The sequence below is a fragment of the Paraburkholderia sp. RL18-085-BIA-A genome (assembly GCF_046027075.1).
Classification (GTDB): Bacteria; Pseudomonadota; Gammaproteobacteria; order Burkholderiales; family Burkholderiaceae; genus Paraburkholderia.
Genome location: NZ_JARESU010000010.1, coordinates 144,570 through 163,347, shown reverse-complemented (window position 1 = coordinate 163,347; position 18,778 = coordinate 144,570). Strand labels below are relative to the sequence as shown.

Sequence of the window (18,778 nt, the reverse complement as noted above, 5' to 3'; positions counted from 1 at the left end):
TGGAAACCCTGCGGGTCAGACTGTTTCGTTCGCCGTTTCGGCGGCGGACGGTTGATGGTTGTCGGGCTGAGCCGTTCTCGCAGCGGCCGGTTCTGCGGCGGCTGATTGTGCCGGGGCGTTCTGCAACGCCGCGAGCACGTGCGGGGTCGGGCCGTACATCCTGAGCTGGCCTTCTACCAGAAGCAGCAGCTTGGTGGTTGCCGCAATGATGCTCGTGCGATGGGTAATCAGTACAACTGTCTTACCGGCGTTGTGCAGACGCTCAATGGCGTGCTTGAGTGCTGCCTCGCCTATCTCGTCCAGATTTGAGTTAGGTTCATCGAGGACGATAAAAGATGGATCGCCATATAGCGCACGAGCAAGACCGATACGCTGTTTCTGACCTCCGGAAAGCCCCGCACCCCGGTCGCCAACCAGCGTGTCGTAGCCCTGCGGCAAACGCAGGATCATCTCGTGAACGCCCGCGAGCTTCGCCGCTTCGATGACTTTCTCTGATTCGATCTGGCCAAAGCGCGCAATGTTCTCGGCGATCGAGCCGCCGAACAGTTCAATGTCCTGCGGGAGATAGCCGATGTGCGGTCCAAGCTGGTCCTTGTCCCACTGGTAGATGTCGGCTCCGTCAAGCCGCACCGTCCCGACAGCGGCGGGCCATACACCCACCATGAGCCGCGCAAGCGTTGACTTGCCGGACGCGCTCGGCCCGATCACGCCCACGATGTCGCCCGCGTCGATCGTGAAAGACAGGCCATGCACGACAGGCAGACGTGAGCCCGGCGCCGCCGCGCTCACTGCCTCGAGTGTCAGGCGGCCTGCCGGGGGCGGCAGGCTCATGCCAATACGGCGCGCCGGATTGTTTTCGAGCAGTTCCACGAGCCGGTCGTACGCGCTTCTCGCGCCACTCCACTGGCGCCAGACGGAGATCACCAATTCCAGTGGGCCCAGCACCCGGCCCATCAGGATCGAGCCGGCGATCATCATGCCAGGCGAGACCTTGCCGTCGATCGCAAGCAGCGCGCCAACTCCCAGCACAAGCGACTGCAGGGACAGGCGGACGAATTTCGTCACATTGCCCACCATCGCTGCTTTCTCGCTGGCTTCAGCCTGCCTTGCCAGAAATCCGGCGTTGAGTACCGACCACCGGGACATCAGGTTGGGCAACATGCCCATTGCTTCGATGACTTCGGCGTTGCGCAGGTTCGCAGTGGCAAGCGAACTGGAGCGGATCGACAGGGCGGTTGCTTCGGCCAGCGGACGGCGTGAAACGCGCTCGTTGGCGATGGCGAGCGCAATGAGAACCACCGAGCCGGCTAGCGCAAAAACGCCGAGCCATACGTTGAAGATGAAAATGACGGCCAGATAGATTGGAAACCACGGGGCGTCGAAGAACGCAAACAATGCGTTGCCCGTCACGAACTGCCGGATCGTGGTCAGATCGTTTAGCGACTGGCCAGCGTTGACTCCCTGCTGTTTAAGGTTCGTTTCAAACGCAGCCGTATACACGCGGCTATTCAGATGCATGTCAAGCTTGCCGCCCACCCGGATCACAATAAAGCTGCGTACATACTCGAGCACGCTTGAGAACGCATACATCCCCAGCATGATCAGTGTCAGCATCGCCAGCGTGACGCCGTTTCGGCTGGGCAGGACACGGTCGTAAACCTGCAGCATGTAGATTGACGGCACGAGCATCAACAGGTTGATGAGCATGCTGAAGATACCGATAGTGCGGAACACGCGACGGTAACCCAACAGCGCCTGAATGATCTCGTTCGACGGTACCCGGACTTTCTTTGTCATTTTTATGTTGTCGCGCTGGCTGATCGCGACACCTCTCGACTGGTCTGCTTTCTGATCTGTTAGCTATTCGACACCACTGCGTCGACCCCTTGCGACGGCGCTCATTCTGATCGATCAAGACCGCGAAAAATGTGATGGCCGTCACATCATTTTGGGAAAACAAGCCGGATACTTGCGCTGCTTCCAGAATCCCCTATTGCAGGCAGTAGATGCTCCAAAAACATGACTCTGACGCCCAGCTCGATATTGCGATGGGTGGGCGTGCGTTACTCACGCCACTGACCGGTATCGGACAATATGCGTCGCATCTCGCCCGCGAATTCGTTGAGCGGGGGCACAACGTGCGGTTTTTCTATGGGACGCATTGGTCTGCATCGCGTGAGGCGGGCGGTACCTCTCCATCCGCCGAGGTGATGGGAGCGAGGTCGTGGCGTACGGTGGTCGCCGGGAACGCCAAGCGCTTTGCGCGCAGATTTGTTCCCGGCATCTACCGTTTCATGCCGCATGTCGAACAGCATCGCTTCGATTCAGGCATACGACGGCAGCGTGCCCCGCAGGTCTACCACGATCCGAACTTCATACCGTTCCGGTTTCGCGGTCCCACTGTTATCACTGCGCACGACGTATCCTGGGTGCGCTATCCCGAGTATCATCCGGCACCTCGCCTTGCGCTTCTGCGCGCAAACTTTCCTAGGGCTCTCGAGCGAGCGGAAAGGGTTATCGTCGTATCGGATTTTGTGCGGGATGAATTACAGACCTGTTTTCCGGTCGCACGCGAGAAAATCCGAGTGGTGCATAACGGCGTTTCGACGCGCTTCCGGCCGCATTCGTCGGAGACGACCCGCGACGTGCTGGCGCGTCATGGCCTCGTGCACGGGCAGTACTTTGCGGCAGTGGGCACGCTCGAGCCGCGCAAGAATCTGAATACTGCGCTCGCCGCACATGCACGCCTGCCAGCCAAGGTGCGTTGCAAGTTCCCGCTTACCCTGATTGGCGTGGAAGGGTGGCTGACTGACTCCCTGCACGCCGCACTCGACCACGGATTGCGCGAGGGCTTCGTACGCAAACTAGGCTATGTATCCGACGATGAGCTTCCGCTCCTGATCGCGGGCGCACTCGCGATGGTGTATCCGTCAGTGTATGAGGGGTTCGGATTGCCAGTCGTTGAGGCCATGGCGTCCGGCGTCCCGGTGCTGTGCTCGACGGCTCAGGCTCTGCGGGAAGTGGCGGGCGAGGCTGCTATCATGCGCGACGCAGCCGATGTCGAGGGGTTTACCGAGGCCATGCAGGCATTGATCGACGATGGCGGGCTGCGCGAACGGCTAATCGCAGCCGGAAGCGCCCGTGCGCGCTGCTTCAGTTGGCAACGTACCGCCGACGAAACCTTGGCCATTTATCGTCAGATCATCGCCTGAGAACTTCAGACAGCGCAGGTGTCGGGTCCACTTCCAATCTGTTCATGCATACATTAAGAACCAGCCTCGCGCATGTGCTGCTCCTCTCGCGCCAGGATCTCATAGACCGGCACCGCGAGAATGCGCTCGGCGCCGCGTGGCTGCTGATCCAGCCTTTGACGTTTGTGGTGCTGTTCAGCACCGTGTTTTCCCGCTTCATGCGCACTCGAATTGGCGCGGATGCGGATCCCTATCTGTATACGGTCTATCTGATTGGCGGTCTTCTCACGTGGAATCTCTTCGCCAACCTGCTGAACCGGCTTACGCCTGTCTACGGCTCAAAGGCACACCTGATCCGCAAGATCAGCGTGGACTTGTGGGTCATGCCGCTTCATATCGTGATTGCGGAGTGGGTGGTGTACGGCATCACCATGGCATTTTTCGCAGTATTCCTGATGATTATCGGTCACCCGATTGGCGTGCAATGGCTGGCACTTCCCTTCATCGCGCTGTTGCTCAGCGCATTTGCCTACGGAGTCGGCATCATTCTGGGTACGCTCGACGTATTCATTCCGGACATAAAGAATGTCCTTAACGTGCTCCTGCAGTTTGCTTTCTGGCTGACACCAGTCGTCTACCTCGCCTCGATCCTGCCGCCCTGGGCCGCGAGGGCGCTGCACCTGAGTCCCATCTTCTGGGCTATCGATGCCGTGCATGGCATCATCGTGTGGCATCAGTATCCGCCGGTGAAGGAACTGATCGGGCTCGCTCTGGCCGCGTGCGCCAGTCTGCTTGCGAGCCGGCTGTTGCTGCGCCGTCTGCAATCCGAACTGAGGGATATGCTATGACAGTTCGTGTGCAGAGTGGGTTGCCGGTGCTGGAGGTCCAACGGCTATCGAAGCGTTTTAAAGTCTACAACCGGACCGCCGATCGCCTTGTTGAAGGCCTCTTCGGAAAGGCGCGGCATCGCGTGCACGTTGCACTCGAGGATGTTTCGTTTTCGCTCGGACAGGGGGAGGCGATTGGCGTGCTCGGACAGAACGGTGCAGGCAAATCGACCCTGCTCAAACTGGTGAGCGGTGTGCTGATGCCCGATGCGGGAACGATCGCGCGCCGTGGGCGGATCGCGGGCCTGCTGGAGCTGGGTACCGGTTTTGACGGCAGACTGTCGGGTCGCGAAAATATCGCGGTGAATGCACGACTGATCGGCATGACCAGTGCGGAAATCGAGGAACGATTCGACGCGATCGTCGCTTTTTCGGAACTCGCCGGCTTCATCGATGCGCCGCTGCGGACCTATTCTTCCGGAATGATCATGCGGCTCGGGTTTGCGGTGGCCATTCACGCGGACCCTGTCTGCTTCATTGTGGACGAGGCGCTGGCAGTGGGCGATGCACGGTTCCAGCAGAAATGTCTGAAGCGCATCCGGGAGTTCCGCGATAGTGGCGGGTCCATCCTTTACGTGTCTCACGACATCAATTCGGTGAAGCTGCTCTGCGATCGGGCAATTTTGCTCTCGGACGGTAGGATCGCCTTTGACGGCTTGCCTGATGAGGCCGCGCAGATCTATTACCGGTTGATTGCGGGCATCGACGACGAGACGCCGCACACGGATGAGTCGACGCCGGATTCGTACGGGGCGTTGCGCACCCGCATCCGGAACGTGCTGCTGTCAAACCGGTTCGGACCCGCCATGCGTTTTGCGTCGGGTGAAGAGATCACGATCGAGCTCGAATGCGAGTCAAGCCAGACTGCCCAGCTTTCGGTAGGCATCCTGATTCGCGATCGTTTCGGTCAGGACGTGTTCGGCACCAATACGGCCCTGTTGCGCAAGGACGCGCAGTTCTCGGCGGGCAATAGTGTTTGTTGCCGCTTCTCGTTGCCGTTGAATTTCGCTCCCGGCAAATATACGGTGACCGTCGCATTGCATTCGGATGATACCCACGTGCATGACTGCCAACACTGGTGGGATGCCGCCGCGGCCTTCGAAATTGCTGGTTTCAGCGACGTGCCCTTTTCCGGACTGTGCTACGTGCCGGTCCGCTTTGATCAATACCCCGTACGGGATTTCGCAGAACCCACGTTACAAGAACCATGACAAACGCAGTACTTCAAGATCTGATTGCGCGTGTCAAGGCCGAGGCAGCCGCGCATGCTTCTCCTGATGACACGGGCGTCACGCTCACCATGGATCGTCCGATCTACGAATCTGAACCAGCGCCGGATGCCGCCGATCTTGCCGATAGGGGCGCCATCGAACGCCTGTTCGTCGTCGACAACCCTGAGTTTGTCCGCGCCGCCTATCGGCTTCTGCTAGGGCGGGAGGCTGACGAAACAGGCCGCGCCAATTATGTGAGCCAGCTCGCGCGCGGGGCGAGCCGGCTCGTCGTGCTGGGGCGCCTGCGCATGTCGCCAGAGGGGCGTCGCGCTGCTGTGCCGGTGACGGGGTTAAAGGCCGTCGTCGCGGTGACGGCGGCAGATCGCCTGCTGCGCCGCGCGGGATTGGGGGCAGTCGCCTTGCGTGTCGGGCGATATGCCGACGGACTGTACGCGCGGTATGTGGTCAGGCGTTCGCTGCTCGCATGGCGAGGCCGCTTCGAAAACACCGTCGGGGTTGTGCTGCGACATGGCCAGCAGGTCGAGCAGCTGTCGCGGCGTCTGATCGATATACGTGAGGAACTGGTACCCACGCCCGTGGTGTCGCCAGAAACAATCGACACCTATTACCTCGCGTTCGAAGACGCCAATCGTGGTAGTCGCGACAGTGTGCTCGCGAAACTCGCGATTTATAGCGACTGGCTTGCGACATGTGTGCCGCATGCAGAGGGATTGACGCATCAGATCGTGGATATCGGCTGTGGCCGGGGTGAGTGGCTGTCGTATGCACGGCAGAACGGTCGCGACGCGATTGGCATTGATGTCAACCGAGTGATGGTGGATGCCTGCCTCGCACAGGGACTGAATGTACGGTGCACGGACGCACTCACGTACCTGCGCCGCCTGCCCACCGGGTCGGTCGCCGCGGTCACCGGCTTTCATATCATCGAGCACCTGCCGTTTGACTATCTGTTCGCCCTCGTGCAGGAGAGCTACCGCGTGCTGGTGGAGGGCGGCTCAGTACTGTTCGAGACGCCGAATCCGGAAAACGTGCTGGTGGGTAGTCACACGTTCTATCACGACTTCACGCACCGCAATCCGGTCACGCCGAGCGCGATCTCGTTCCTGCTGAAGTATCACCGCTTTGAAGCGATTGACATCATCCGCAGCAGCCCTTACCCGGAAGAAGCGAAGGTGCCAGGTAATGATCCCCTCACGGAGCGCGTCAATGGGCATCTGTGCGGTCCGCAGGACTTTGCAGTCCTGGGGCGCAAGCAGTCCGCAGCAGAGGTTCAGGCGTGAAGATTCTAGTGACGGCCAACCTCGTGCCGTTCATGCACGGGGGCGCTTCATATCACATCGCCGGCGTGGTCCGTGCGTTGCAGCAGGCAGGGCACGATGTTGAGCTGCTACGCCTGCCGTTCCGGTTCTCGCCAGAACAAGACATCGTGCGAGCGATGGAACACGCGGCATCGCTTGATTTTGTACGCCCTAACGGCGTCACAATTGATCAGGTCATTAGTCTGCAGTTCCCAGGCTACGGGCTCGCGCATCCCGATCACCGGGTATGGGTGATGCACCAGCACCGCGCCGTCTACGAACTGTACAACGCCTCGCAAGCCTCAACTGAGCTGACCCGGCTGCGTGAACAGGTGATCGCGTTCGATAACGTTGCACTCTCTCGTGCGAATCGCGTGTTCGCCAATTCGCGGCGCGTCGCCGCGCGGCTGCACGATTTCAACAGGATTGCCGCGACGCCGCTCTACCATCCGCCGGCGCAGGCTGAGTCGTTCCGGTGCGAAGCCGCGTTGCCCTACGTATTCTTTCCGAGCCGTCTCGAAACCCTCAAGCGCCAATCGCTACTGATCGAGGCGGCACAGCGCATGCGCTCGTCGCTGAAAATCCTGCTTGCCGGCGAAGGTGGTCAGCGCGATGCGCTCGCCGCGCTTATCGAACGCCACGGTGTCAGCGATCGCGTATCGCTGATCGGGCATGTTACCGAAGCCGAAAAGCGTGCCTTTTACGCGCGTGCGCTGGCCGTCGCGTTTCCGGCTTTCGACGAAGACTATGGATACATCACACTGGAAGCCATGCTGTCGTCAAAGCCTGTCATCACGTGCACCGACTCTGGTGGCCCGTTGGAGTTCGTTCGCCATGGCGACACAGGCTGGGTAGAAACGCCGGACGCCGACGCACTTGCAAAACGCCTCGACTGGCTCGCGGGGCATCCGCGTGAGGCCGCCGATGCGGGGCTTCGTGGCCGCGAAGCTTACCGGGCGGCGGATATCTCGTGGCGTCACGTTGTCGACGCGCTTACCCAACCTCTTTGACCCGGTTTTCCATGAGAATTGCCATTGTTGCGCCGAGCCCGGTCCCCTTTGTGATCGGCGGTGCAGAGAACCTGTGGTGGGGCCTGCTCGATGCGCTGAACGCGCGCCCGGGGATTCAGGCGGACCTGCTGAAGGTGCCAAGTCCCGAGCGAAGCATGGGCGAGCTGCTGGCCAGCTATCGTCATTTTTCCCGGCTCGACCTTAGCCACTTCGACCTGGTCATCAGCACCAAGTATCCGGCATGGGCGATCCGGCACCGGAATCATGTGCTGTATCTTCAGCATACGCTGCGTGGACTGTACGACTGCTACCCGCCCGGCATGGCGACGCACTTCGATCAGGACGTCCTGCTCTCACTTGGCATGCCGGTGCGGATCGTAGACGCACTGGCCAACTGTCGTGCAGCAGACGTCGAGTTTGACGATCTGCTCGATGCGCTCGACGCGGCCTGGCAACGCTCGCCGCAAACGCCGTGCTGGGCTTTTCCTGGCCCTGTGACGCGTGCGGCCATCCGTCTGCTTGACGCAGTGGCAATGCGGCCCGACCGGATCGTGCACTATGCGGCGATCTCCCGGGTCGTCGCGGCGCGCGATGGCTATTTCCCGGCGGGTGTGAAGGTTGCGGTACATCATCATCCGACCAGCCTTAAAGGTCTCGCACCCGGGCCACAGCAGACCCTGTTCAGCGCAAGCCGTCTTGATCCGGCCAAGCGGATCGATCTCATCATCAAGGCCTACAGGCAGAGTGGGGTAGACATGCCGCTCCACATTGCAGGCAGCGGACCCGATGAAGCACGGCTGCGCGAGGCGGCGGCCGGTCATAGCGGTATTCGCTTTCTCGGGCGGGTTCCTGACGCAGTGCTGGCGCAGGAGTACGCGCGGGCAGTCTGCGTGCCGTTCGTGCCACGTGATGAAGACTACGGTCTGATCACCCTCGAAGCGATGCTTTCGGCAAAACCGGTCATTACCACAACGGATTCAGGCGGTCCGCTCGAACTGATCGAGCATGAGCGCTCCGGGTTCGTCGTCGAGCCCGACGCCGAAGCGCTGGCGGGAGCGATGCAGCGTGTCTGCGGTGATCTGCCTCGGGCACAGGAAATGGGGCTGGCTGCCCGCACGCGCGTGGCGCACCTGGACTGGAACAGCCTGTGCGATACGTTGCTCGCGGCAGGGCGGCAACCCGCCTCAGGCAACCAGAGAGCTGGCGCCGCGACACAGGCTGCGCCCAGCGTTGTCATCCGGCGTGCCAAGCCCATTCTCGGGGTCCTCAATACCTATCCCATTGCGCCGGTGATCAGTGGCGGCAAACTACGCCTGCACGGACTATATTCGCGTGTTGCCGAACAGTTTCAGGTGCAATTCGTCAATCTGGCGCCATCGCATCTGCGCGGCGTGCGCAGCCTTGCTGCCGACTTCAGCGAGGAACTGGTGCCGAAATCGCAGGCATTCGCCGAGGCCGAGCAACAACTGGAGAACGCGCTCGGTGCTTCCGTTGAAGATCTGGCGGCGGCGCTGCATCCGGGCACAGCGCCCCAATGGCTCGACGCCATTGATGCCTTGGCACGTCGCGCCGACCTGATCGTGTGTTCCCATCCCTACACCATGCCGGCGTTGCGAAAGGTCTCGTCCCGGGCTTTTGTCTACGAAGCGCACAACGTCGAAGTGGATCTCAAGGCGGATATTTATGGCTCGCATCGCTGGGCGATCGATCAGGTGTCGGCGCTGGAACGGCGCGCCGTGCTCGACGCGGCACTCGTGACCGCATGTTCGGCCCAGGACCGCGAGCGCATAGTTGGACTCTATGGGGTAGAAGACGATGGCGCGAAGCTGATTGTCGTGCCGAATGGGATCGATGTCACCGCAACGCGTTTGCGTACTGCCGCGCAGACACAGAGTCGCCGCTCGGCGCTTCGCGTGGCGCACCCCCTCGCGCTCTTCATGGGTAGCGCTCACGGTCCGAATATCGATGCCGCTCGCCTCGTCATCGAAGCGGCCGCACAGTTGCCCTCGGTCCATTTCGTGTTGCTGGGTTCGGTCTGCCACGCCGTCGAGGCATGGGAGCGGCCGGCGAACGTCGGCCTTCTGGGCGTCGTAAGCGATGCGGAAAAAGCCAACTGGCTTGCCATCTGTGACGTGGGTCTGAACCCGGTGATTTCAGGATCAGGAACAAACCTGAAACTGCTCGAATATGCAGCAGTCGGCCTGCCTGTGGTGAGCACCGAGTTTGGTGCACGCGGCCTTGGTTACTGCGCCGGCGAAGAATATGTGTCGGCTGATGCAGATGCTTTCGCGGAAGGCATCGATGCGATGTTGCAGCTGACGCAGGCAGAACGCGATTCCATGGTGCATAACGCCCGCCGTCGCGTCGAAGCGCAGGGAGACTGGGCCGCCATTGCCGCAGCCTATTCGCAGACGCTCGCGCAGATTCTCGAATAGGCACGCAGAGCAGACGGGTCGGGACCGTTACCCGACCGGTCTGAAGTGTTGCTCTTTACAGCAGATAGTGGCTCAACGGCAGCAGCCCGTCAGGCTGGCCGACCACCGCAATTTCTACCGTGGCTGTCGGACCTGTGGACTGCGCCAGGGCCGCGTGGGTGACCTCGTGCAGCAGGCTGTCGACCGAGTCATACGACTGCTGGTGAAGCAATCCTTGCCATTCCAGGCAAACAGACCGGTCTTCGGCGGTGGCCGCCGGTGTCTGCAGAACGCTGATCGAGCTTTTCATGGAGGAGATGTGACGATAAAGTTGCCGCTATTCTAGCGATTCCCGCAGCGATTGTCGCGTCAGTACGTCCAGGACAGACCGAGCGAGCCGTTGTACACGGTATAGGCGAACAGCGAAATCGAGTCGGAAACTCGCTGTGCCGAGACCTGCGCATAGAGCGACCAGCCGCGAATCACCGGATAAGTGTAGCGCAGCGCCGCTGCGTGTACTGTCTGGTGCTGGGTGAGACTGCCAAAAAATACCGGATCGTAGGCGGTCGCGTCATTCAATGTCCGTTGTTGCAGTATGCCTTCGAGATGGCCATGACGATCCATATCGTAGTCAAGTGACAGCCACGCTGAATAGCCGCGCTGCGTCCCACCCGGGCGGCCGCCATGCGGCCTGTCCCACGCTGGCCCGACAAACAGTTGTATCGATGTGCGTTCGCCCACCTGCGCCTGGAAGGCGGCACGCACTGCGAAGTACATGGCATCGTAAAGTGAATTGCCGGGATAGACGGAGTCCACGACCGTCAGGTCCACTCCGCTGCGCGCGAGCACCGGCCGCCATGCTGCCGGTGGCAGCCAGAAGCCACCGTGCCATCCCATGTCACGCTGATAGAGGCGCGTGCCGAGCCACAGCATGTTCGTCGTGAGCTGGTTATACAACTCGCCTTGCCGTAAACTCTTTCTGTCGGCGACCCCGACTGTCACCGCGCGCTGGTCGAAATTGTGCAGACTGCGGTACTGGCGGTCTGAAAGTCCCGCGATCAGTTCCAGGCCCGGCACTGCCGCAATGGGCAACTCGCCCTGCACGGCGGATTCGATGTACTGGTCACTGTGTGGGAGGCTTTCTGGCGCCAGGCTAAGCGAGCTCAATGGTGCGTCCGGCGCGAAGGTCACGATTGGATCTGATGGCCCGAAGTTCGCGTTCGACGTCACGCCGGCTCCGACGCTTGCCGTTAGCTGCGGCCGTGGTCCCGCCGGCGTGCAGGTGTTCGCCTTGTAGTAGGTGATCAGCTTTCCGATTGCGGGCGGCACCTCATATTGCGCCTCGATACGGGCGAGTGTCCTGAGCGACAGGGTCCGTTCCCCCAGTTGGCAATACAGTATTGCAGCATCGAGCAACGCGCCCGCCTGGCGGGGATCACGCTGCACGAGTTCGTTCAGCAACGCGAGTGCGCGCTCCCGATGGCCGTCGCTGATCGCGGCCTGCGCCTGGGCCTGCAGATCGTCGTTGATGGTCTGCTCAAAGGTGTTCCCAGGCGTTTGTGCTATCGCGTGCGGCGCAAACAGGCCCATTGCGGCGCAGATTGCACAGACTCCCAGCGCGAGGATTGCGCGCCCTGCGCGGCCCGGTGGCAGCGCAGGGATGCGCTGCCTAGTGAATGGCATGGAGCTCGCCTTCGTGCTTCGTATAGAGCTGCTCAGCAGCATTGCGTCCGCGCAGTGTTGCCTGGGCGCATGCCTGCAGGCGATGACGTCCCGTCTGTCGTGCCGTTTCCTGTCCGATCAGCAGACTGGTTTCCAGGGTCCTGGCGTATTCCTGGAGTCGTGACGCTACGTTGACCGTATCGCCAATCGCGGTATATGACTTGCGGAACGTCGAGCCTATTTCACCGACCACGGCCATGCCACTGTTGACCCCGATGCGCACCCGGATCATCCTGCCGTCGAGGACGGGCGGTGCACTGCGGTTAAGCTCCTTCATCTCGCGCAGCATCGCCATTGCGCAATCGAGCGCACGATCGGCGTGGTCAGACTGGGCTAGAGGTGCCCCCCAGAATGCCATCAACGCGTCGCCCATGTATTTGTCCAGCGTTCCGTGCGTCTGATGTACGCAATCAGTCAGGCGGGTCAGAATGACATCGGTCATCGTGGCGAGCTGCTCGGGAGGCATCTGCTCGGCAAGGCGCGTGTAACCTTCAATATCGACAAACAGCACCGAGATCTGCCGGCGCTCAGGTTTGAAGGTGGTGAGACCGCGTTGCCGGATAATTTCGCGCAGCACCGTGGGGGGCAGGTAACGGCTGAAGCGACGTTCGAACGAGCGTATTGCCGCCTGAGAAGAGATCCATTCAACGGGCGCCTGAACGAGCAGGAATGCCGCGGCGGGAACCAGCGGCAACGCTGCCAGGCCCGCAGGCACGGTGCGCGTCCAGGCGAGCAGCACAAGCCACAACAACGTTGCCGTAACCAGTGCGACAAGCGCGATGCTCGCGCGTTGCACCCGGAACAGCACCGCAAACGCGACAATCGAGCAGGCAGTCCATGCCATCGGGAGCCATGCTGCCGGCGGCGGAGCGCCTTCGCCTGATCCGAGATCGAGCATTTCGCCCAGCAGTTCCGCATGCACGATGACCGCAGGCAGCCACGGGTCGATTGGCGAGGCGACGTGGTCTGTGAGTCCGAGCGCCGACGAGCCGACCAGCACATAACGTTTCGCGAGTAGTGCGGACGGGGCCGTCTGGGCGAGCACATCGTAAGCGGATACCACGTCGAGTGACTGGACCGGATGTCTGAACGGGACGTGCATCAATCCATGCGAGTCGACGGGCAACCTGCCGATCGGCATCACGGCCGACTGTCCACCAGCGCGGCAATGCATCAATTGCCACGCAAGCATCGGGTAGACTGCGTTCCCATACCGGATCAGCGGGGCAATGGAACGTACTACGCCGTCGAGACTGGCGTGTGGCGTGACATGGCCGACACAGACATCGGTCGCGTCAAAGAAGTTGCCCACAAAGCCCGAAGCTATCGGTGCGTGCGCCGCTTGGGCACCTGCAGCGAGCGCGCCACCGATGTGGCCTGCATGAGGCGCATCGGCGTCGCCGGACAGGGCGAAAGCCTGGGCAAAGACGAGCGGAAACTGATGCGCGACAGCGAGCAGCGCGTGGTCGCCCTGGGGCGATCCCGCTTCAGGAAACATGACGTCCAGGCCAACGGCTTTGGCGTGATACTGCACGAACAGATTCTGTGCAAGCCGCGCGATGACAGCGCGCGGCCACGGCCATGGCCCGATCGCCTCCAGCGAGCGCTCGTCGATGTCGACGACCGCGATGCGCTGGTCGGGTCGGGCGCTAAGCAATTGCACCTGCCGCCAGTCGTCAATCGCGTACCCGAGCCGGCGGTAAAGCTCGGGCGACCACACGCCGCTCGCCAGCAGACACGCTGTCAGTGAAACCAGTCCGAATATCGTGAGGCGGATGCGGTCAAGCGTGGTCAGGCCTGCTATCGAGACCACTGCGTCGCTCCGACCGCGGTATTCTTCCCGTCCAGAGCCTGCAGGAACAGGTACCCGGCCTGCGTTGCATTCCTGCCTGCGAGCGCGCCCAGAATGGCAGCCTGCGAGCCATAGTCGCTGCGCAGCGTGCCATCAGGGCCCACGCCACCGTGTGCCGAAATCCCATAGCTCGTGCCGTTCGCACTGAGACTAAGGTTCGTCTGGAAGGTACCGGCGCCGAAATTGATCGACAGGAACGGATTGCTGATCTGCGCCTGGGTCGCTGCGCCCGTTGCGGTATTCATCACATAGGCACTGGACGCCTGCAGACCAAATGTAAACGTGCCGTACGCGGGCATCACCATGTCCGTCTGCGGGGTGCGTGTCATGGCGAAAGGTGCAATCAGACCCACCTGATCGCTGCCTTGCTGGAGCAGGGCGGCCAGTGTCGTATCCGCCTGTGCGGAGGCAAGCGGCGCAAAGCGCCCCCAGAAGATCTGCTGTGACTCGGGCGGTTGGACAGGAGCAGGGGCGGGTGGCGGTGCGACGGGCACGGGCGCCGGTGCCGTCGGGGCGACGGGCGCTGTCAGCTGAAAGTTCAGCTCTGCCGGCGCAACACCGGGATTGACCGGCGGCTGCGTGGTTGCCGCGCGCGCGCTGTTTTCCTCACTCTTCAGTGCGGTGGCCGCCCCCTCCGGCATCAGCCCCGGGAGTGCCGAATCAACCACGACGGGGCGAGCGCTGCCGCGGTACACCTGCAGCATGGCGTTGGGCTGCCCGGCGAACAGTTGTGCCGCAGACGCTCCCTCGCACGGGCCAGTACCCGTTTCTGCGCAGCTGGCACCGAGTGGCGTCATCACAATGCCTCCGCTACGCACGTCGGCGCGTGTCACGTTGGCGTCGGTAAACACCGTAAAATCGGTGCCTCGCACACCAAGCGCAGCAACCGGCGTATTCATCCGGTAGTGGTCGCGGGCCGCCTGAGCGCCCGTGCCGGATATCTCCCTCACCACGCCCTTATGCAGCGACAGTTTGATCACTGTTTTGTGCGCATCCGCAGGGTCATATTCGTATCGCTCGAACGTTAACGACGAATCCGGCCGCACGCTGATGAAGCCGTGATCGACCGTTGTGATATACACGTACCCATCTGCGCCCGTCTCGACCGTATCGCCCTCTGCAATGGCGGCACCCCTGGCAAGAGACACGCAGCTGGTCTGCGCGTGTTGCGCACACGCCTGGCCAATCACGACAACTGCATTGCCCAGCATCGCAGGCTCCGCGTATGCGGCTCCCTGCAGGAAAAAAGCTGCGCCCAAAACGAATTGCAGTGCGGCCGCTTCCGGCCCCCGTATCATGCGTTTATGCATCTATTTTTTTCCCGATATCCGCCATGCAGTGCGGTCGGCGCAATCATCAGCCATATTTTGTCTGCAAGATGTGACGGTCGTCACAGATATCCATGCAAAGTGCGCCTATTGTCTGTCCGAGTCTAAGCCGGGGAAAACAATCAAGAGATGTCGACAGAAGATGGAACGATCAACAATGGCCCGTTAAAGGCAACCGACCTCCTGAAACAACAGAAACTGCTACGCAACGTAGCAGACGATGTCATTGAAGAGACCAGCCGCCATATCCGCTATCGCCGCTTCAGCAAACGGGAATTCGTCGTCCATAAGGGCGATGCGGGTTCGTCCCTGCTGATGTTGATGTCAGGCCGTCTGCAGGTCATTGCGCTCTCGGAAGACGGCCGGGAGGTCGGACTGAATTTTGTTGAGCCAGGCGACTACTTCGGCGAACTGTCAATTATTGACGGCGGTCCCCGCTCGGCTTCGATCATCGCGACGACCGAATCGGTCGTGGGGTTTTTGCCAAAGCCTCAGGCACAGGAACTGTTTTACCGCAACCCGGCTGTTGTGGAGGCGCTTTTGCAACGGTTGTGCCGCACCATCCGACAGGCATCGAACTACCGGTCGATGCTCGGTCTCACCCGCGCGTATTCAAGGGTGTATTCGGTGCTGGAAGCGTCGATGCGAAAAAGCGCTGGAGACCTGCTGACGATCGAGAATCTGCCAAACCAGCAGGCGATAGCGATCATGGCGAATGTGAGCCGCGAAACGGTATCGCGAGCCATCCGCTCGCTTATCGACGGACAGGTGGTCGAACGTGACTATCGACGCCTGATCGTGCGCAATGCCGCCATGCTCGCCAAGCTTGCAAGGGGAGAGGCGGAGCTGCAACTGCGTGCGAAAGCGATGGGCGAAGGCACGGACGCCCAACAGCAGCCCATATCATGAAAGCACGGAGACTGTCCCGGATGGTATCCGACCTGAAAAAACGACACCTCCAACAGATGCCTTTCGAGTGACAGACGTGATGCACGTTTCACAAGGCGATTCTGTGCCTGAATCACCGCGCGGTGCCGAAGACGCTGCGTTTCGAAACGCCCAATCCGGCGATAGATTTCGTCGGCGGCCGACTGCGCGTCGTCGATCGTCTGACTTCGCTCGATAACGACGGACAGCAACTCGTGATCGGCGTCAACTCGTTTGGCTTCAACGGCACGAATGCACATATCGTGCTGCGCGAACCGCCGGCAGCTGCGACTGGGGCCGGTGCTCACGCCATGGCAGCCGCAAGCGAAACGGCACTGCTGCCCCTCATCCTCTCGACCCGTTCCGCAGCCGCGCTGCCGCAAACCGCGGCACGCTATCTGCCTTCGCTCGACAACGGCACGCCATGGAATACGTTGGCCGCCAATGCGGCGCATCGGCGCCAATGGCTCAAGCATCGCGCAACCGTCGCGCCGTCGACGCTGCCCGAAGCACGCGCGGCACTCGGCGCGCGGGTTGCGCCGGCGACGGATCACACAGAACCGGCACTCATGCAAGGCGATACTCTCGGCCACGACACACGTCTCGTGCTGGTGTTCTCCGGCAACGGCTCCAGTGGGCAGGCACGGGCAAGCAGTTGCTCGTATCGGCGCCACCGCGCTGCTGTTGCCGGCGACGATCAGGTGGCCGCGGTACTCGCGGTGCACGACGGCCGTCTGACCCGGTTCGACGATCCTCACGTCGCGCTGATGCTGCTGCTGTTTTTTGGTGTGCGCCGCACCGTTCGCATGCTGTTGCGCGGGCTTGTGCTGGAGAGCGAATTGCCGGCGCCGAAGTCGTCGCAATCGCTGATCGCCCATTGCGCGACGCGTGAGCCGATGCGCGGCACCGGGGTGTTTAGTGCGCTTTTCACCAACGCGTTGCATGCAGGCTCAATGGATGGCGACGGCGGCCGGCAGATCGTATTGGATGTGCTGGTCAGCAATACGCGCGCATACGATCTGTATCGACGTTTGGGGTTTGTCGAATTGCCGCGCCGTGGCCCGGTTTCGCCGCGATTGCCGCGTGAACTTGAATCGGTACGGATGGGGTTTGTGGGAAGGGGATGAGCGGTGGTTCGAGGTTAAGCCTGGTCAATGTGATTCAGAAATCGGCGTGCGAATAGAAGATGTAATGCCGGTACGGTTCGAGAGGCTCCGTCAGCAGAAGTAGTGCCGTCGGAGTGATGTACCAATGTCCGTTAAAACAATAGGTAGAAAGGAAGTTAGACGATGCACATTCATCCGGTGATTCTTTGCGGTGGAAGCGGGACGCGACTGTGGCCGATGTCGCGCGGTGGCTACCCTAAGCAGTATCTCAAGTTGACGAGCGAAAATACCCTGATTCAGCAGACCGCATTGCGCCTGCGAGGAATCAACGACAGTTCATCTCCGATCGTCGTTACGAATACTGAGCAGCGCTTTCTGGTTGCCGAACAGTTGCGTGAGGTCAATGTCAAGTCGTCGGCGATCGTACTTGAGCCGGTGAGCCGCAACACGGCGGCAGCTATCGCGGTGTCGGCGCTTCTTGCCATGCGCGACACTCCCGATTCATTGCTGCTCGTTTTGCCGTCCGATCACGTGATTGCTGGCGAAGCGGCCTTTGTGAAGGCGGTCGAGACAGGCGCGCAGATCGCGAAAGATGGCTACCTGGTGACCTTCGGCATTACTCCGACTGAACCGCACACAGGCTACGGATACATTCGTGCGGGCGCCGAACTCGTCACAGGCGCAAAGACGTTTGCGGTCGATACATTTGTCGAAAAGCCGGATGCGGCGACGGCGGAGCGCTTCCTTGCAGATGGCGGATACTACTGGAATAGTGGCATGTTCATGCTGAAGGCCTACACGTACATGGAGGAACTGCGCCGCCACGAGCCCGAAATCGCTGCACAGGCGGAGCTTTCACTCGAGGCCGGTCAGCACGACAACGACTTCGTACGCCTCGATGCGCAAGCCTTCTCCGCCTGCCCGAACATCTCCGTCGATCATGCAGTGATGGAGAAAACGAAGCGGGCGGCGGTCGTTGCGGTAGCTGATCTTGGCTGGAATGACATCGGCTCCTGGACCGCGCTTGCTGACATTGCGGAGCGCGATGCGCAAGAAAATGCATTGATCGGCGATGTGTTGACGGATGCCGTGACCAATTCGTACATACGCGCGGAACATCGCCTCGTGGCGGCGATCGGTCTGGATAACATCGTTGTCGTTGAAACTGCGGATGCTGTGCTCGTCGCGCATCGCGACCAGGCGCAGGATGTGAAGAAGATCGTTGCGCAATTGAATGAAATGGGGCGCCACGAATCCGTCACGCACCGTCGTGTGGTGCGCCCATGGGGTTCGTACGAAGGCATCGACAGCGGCGACCGCTTCCAGGTCAAGCGCATCGTCGTCAGCCCAGGGGCGCAATTGAGCTTGCAGATGCATCATCATCGCGCGGAACATTGGATCGTGGTGAAGGGCACCGCACTCGTCACGAACGGCGACAAGGAAATCATCCTGACCGAGAATCAGTCGACTTACATCCCGGTGGGAGTTACGCATCGGTTGCTGAACCCGGGCATGATTCCGCTGGAGTTGATCGAAGTGCAGTCGGGCGCCTATCTGGGCGAGGACGACATTGTGCGTTTCGAAGACACCTATGGACGTGTAGCCAAGGCTTAACGGAGTTCGCTTCACTCGTTTTCGTAGGTTTAGCATGCTTACCGAGGCCACCCGTCGCAAGACTGGTGGCTTTTTTACTCCCCGGCATTTGCCATGCGTATTTTCCGCCAAACACAACCCAACCCACACCCGCTAAACTGAACGACATCCTAGCCCGCAATAGCCGGCCGCAGCCTACCTACGCATAATGCCGCTAT

At 61.0% G+C, this 18,778-nt stretch carries 13 protein-coding genes and 2 pseudogenes; 10 read left to right on the top strand and 5 right to left on the bottom strand.

The annotated features are described in order from the left end of the window. Positions 1-15 precede the first annotated feature (15 nt). On the bottom strand, positions 16-1,797 hold the full coding sequence (locus tag P0D89_RS10115; RefSeq protein WP_408376495.1) for a type I secretion system permease/ATPase: 1,782 nt from the start codon (positions 1,795-1,797) through the stop codon (positions 16-18). A 209-nt stretch (positions 1,798-2,006) separates the two neighbouring features. On the opposite strand from P0D89_RS10115, the gene P0D89_RS10110 reads away from it, so the two are divergent. From P0D89_RS10110 to P0D89_RS10085, 6 genes are read left to right on the top strand one after another with little or no spacing between them, the layout of a single operon-like run. Beyond that, positions 2,007-3,212, top strand: coding sequence for a glycosyltransferase family 4 protein (locus P0D89_RS10110; protein ID WP_408376494.1), 1,206 nt, complete (start codon positions 2,007-2,009; stop codon positions 3,210-3,212). Continuing rightward, positions 3,158-4,039: an ABC transporter permease gene (locus P0D89_RS10105; protein WP_408376493.1), complete on the top strand. Its 882-nt coding sequence runs from the start codon at positions 3,158-3,160 to the stop codon at positions 4,037-4,039. The genes P0D89_RS10110 and P0D89_RS10105 overlap by 55 nt, the downstream gene beginning before the upstream one ends. Next, on the top strand, positions 4,036-5,289 hold the full coding sequence (locus tag P0D89_RS10100) for an ABC transporter ATP-binding protein (protein ID WP_408376492.1): 1,254 nt from the start codon (positions 4,036-4,038) through the stop codon (positions 5,287-5,289). The genes P0D89_RS10105 and P0D89_RS10100 overlap by 4 nt, the downstream gene beginning before the upstream one ends. Next, positions 5,286-6,590: a methyltransferase domain-containing protein gene (locus tag P0D89_RS10095; protein ID WP_408376491.1), complete on the top strand. Its 1,305-nt coding sequence runs from the start codon at positions 5,286-5,288 to the stop codon at positions 6,588-6,590. The genes P0D89_RS10100 and P0D89_RS10095 overlap by 4 nt, the downstream gene beginning before the upstream one ends. Continuing rightward, positions 6,587-7,618, top strand: a complete 1,032-nt coding sequence (locus P0D89_RS10090; RefSeq protein ID WP_408376490.1) for a glycosyltransferase family 4 protein — start codon at positions 6,587-6,589, stop codon at positions 7,616-7,618. The genes P0D89_RS10095 and P0D89_RS10090 overlap by 4 nt, the downstream gene beginning before the upstream one ends. An 11-nt stretch (positions 7,619-7,629) precedes the next feature. Then, complete coding sequence (locus tag P0D89_RS10085; protein ID WP_408376489.1) at positions 7,630-10,053, top strand: glycosyltransferase family 4 protein; 2,424 nt, start codon at positions 7,630-7,632, stop codon at positions 10,051-10,053. Positions 10,054-10,108: 55 nt separating this feature from the next. On the opposite strand, the gene P0D89_RS10080 is transcribed toward P0D89_RS10085, so the two are convergent. The 4 genes from P0D89_RS10080 to P0D89_RS10065 all read right to left on the bottom strand — a co-directional run bounded on the left by P0D89_RS10080 (position 10,109) and on the right by P0D89_RS10065 (position 14,817). Next, a complete protein-coding gene (locus P0D89_RS10080; RefSeq protein ID WP_408376488.1) occupies positions 10,109-10,342 on the bottom strand; it encodes a hypothetical protein in 234 nt (77 codons plus the stop codon). Positions 10,343-10,401: 59 nt separating this feature from the next. Then, a complete protein-coding gene (locus P0D89_RS10075) occupies positions 10,402-11,715 on the bottom strand; it encodes a tetratricopeptide repeat protein (protein ID WP_408376487.1) in 1,314 nt (437 codons plus the stop codon). After that, positions 11,702-13,474 carry a CHASE2 domain-containing protein gene (locus P0D89_RS10070; RefSeq protein ID WP_408376506.1) on the bottom strand — a complete coding sequence of 591 codons (1,773 nt, stop codon included), beginning with the start codon at positions 13,472-13,474 and terminating at the stop codon, positions 11,702-11,704. The genes P0D89_RS10075 and P0D89_RS10070 overlap by 14 nt, the downstream gene beginning before the upstream one ends. 80 nt (positions 13,475-13,554) lie before the next feature. Continuing rightward, positions 13,555-14,817 (bottom strand): FecR family protein, encoded by a 1,263-nt coding sequence (locus P0D89_RS10065; protein ID WP_408376486.1) that lies wholly within the window; start codon positions 14,815-14,817, stop codon positions 13,555-13,557. 246 nt (positions 14,818-15,063) lie between these two features. On the opposite strand from P0D89_RS10065, the gene P0D89_RS10060 reads away from it, so the two are divergent. The 4 genes and pseudogenes from P0D89_RS10060 to P0D89_RS10045 all read left to right on the top strand — a co-directional run bounded on the left by P0D89_RS10060 (position 15,064) and on the right by P0D89_RS10045 (position 18,581). After that, entirely contained in the window at positions 15,064-15,843 is a 780-nt protein-coding gene (locus tag P0D89_RS10060) for a Crp/Fnr family transcriptional regulator (protein WP_408376485.1), read from the top strand. Positions 15,844-15,965: 122 nt separating this feature from the next. After that, a pseudogene (locus P0D89_RS10055) lies at positions 15,966-16,283 on the top strand (ketoacyl-synthetase C-terminal extension domain-containing protein); the annotation flags it as partial. Positions 16,284-16,520: 237 nt separating this feature from the next. Further along, positions 16,521-16,988, top strand: a pseudogene (locus P0D89_RS10050) (GNAT family N-acetyltransferase); the annotation flags it as partial. Between the two features lie 162 nt (positions 16,989-17,150). Then, complete coding sequence (locus P0D89_RS10045; RefSeq protein WP_408376484.1) at positions 17,151-18,581, top strand: mannose-1-phosphate guanylyltransferase/mannose-6-phosphate isomerase; 1,431 nt, start codon at positions 17,151-17,153, stop codon at positions 18,579-18,581. Positions 18,582-18,778: the final 197 nt, after the last annotated feature.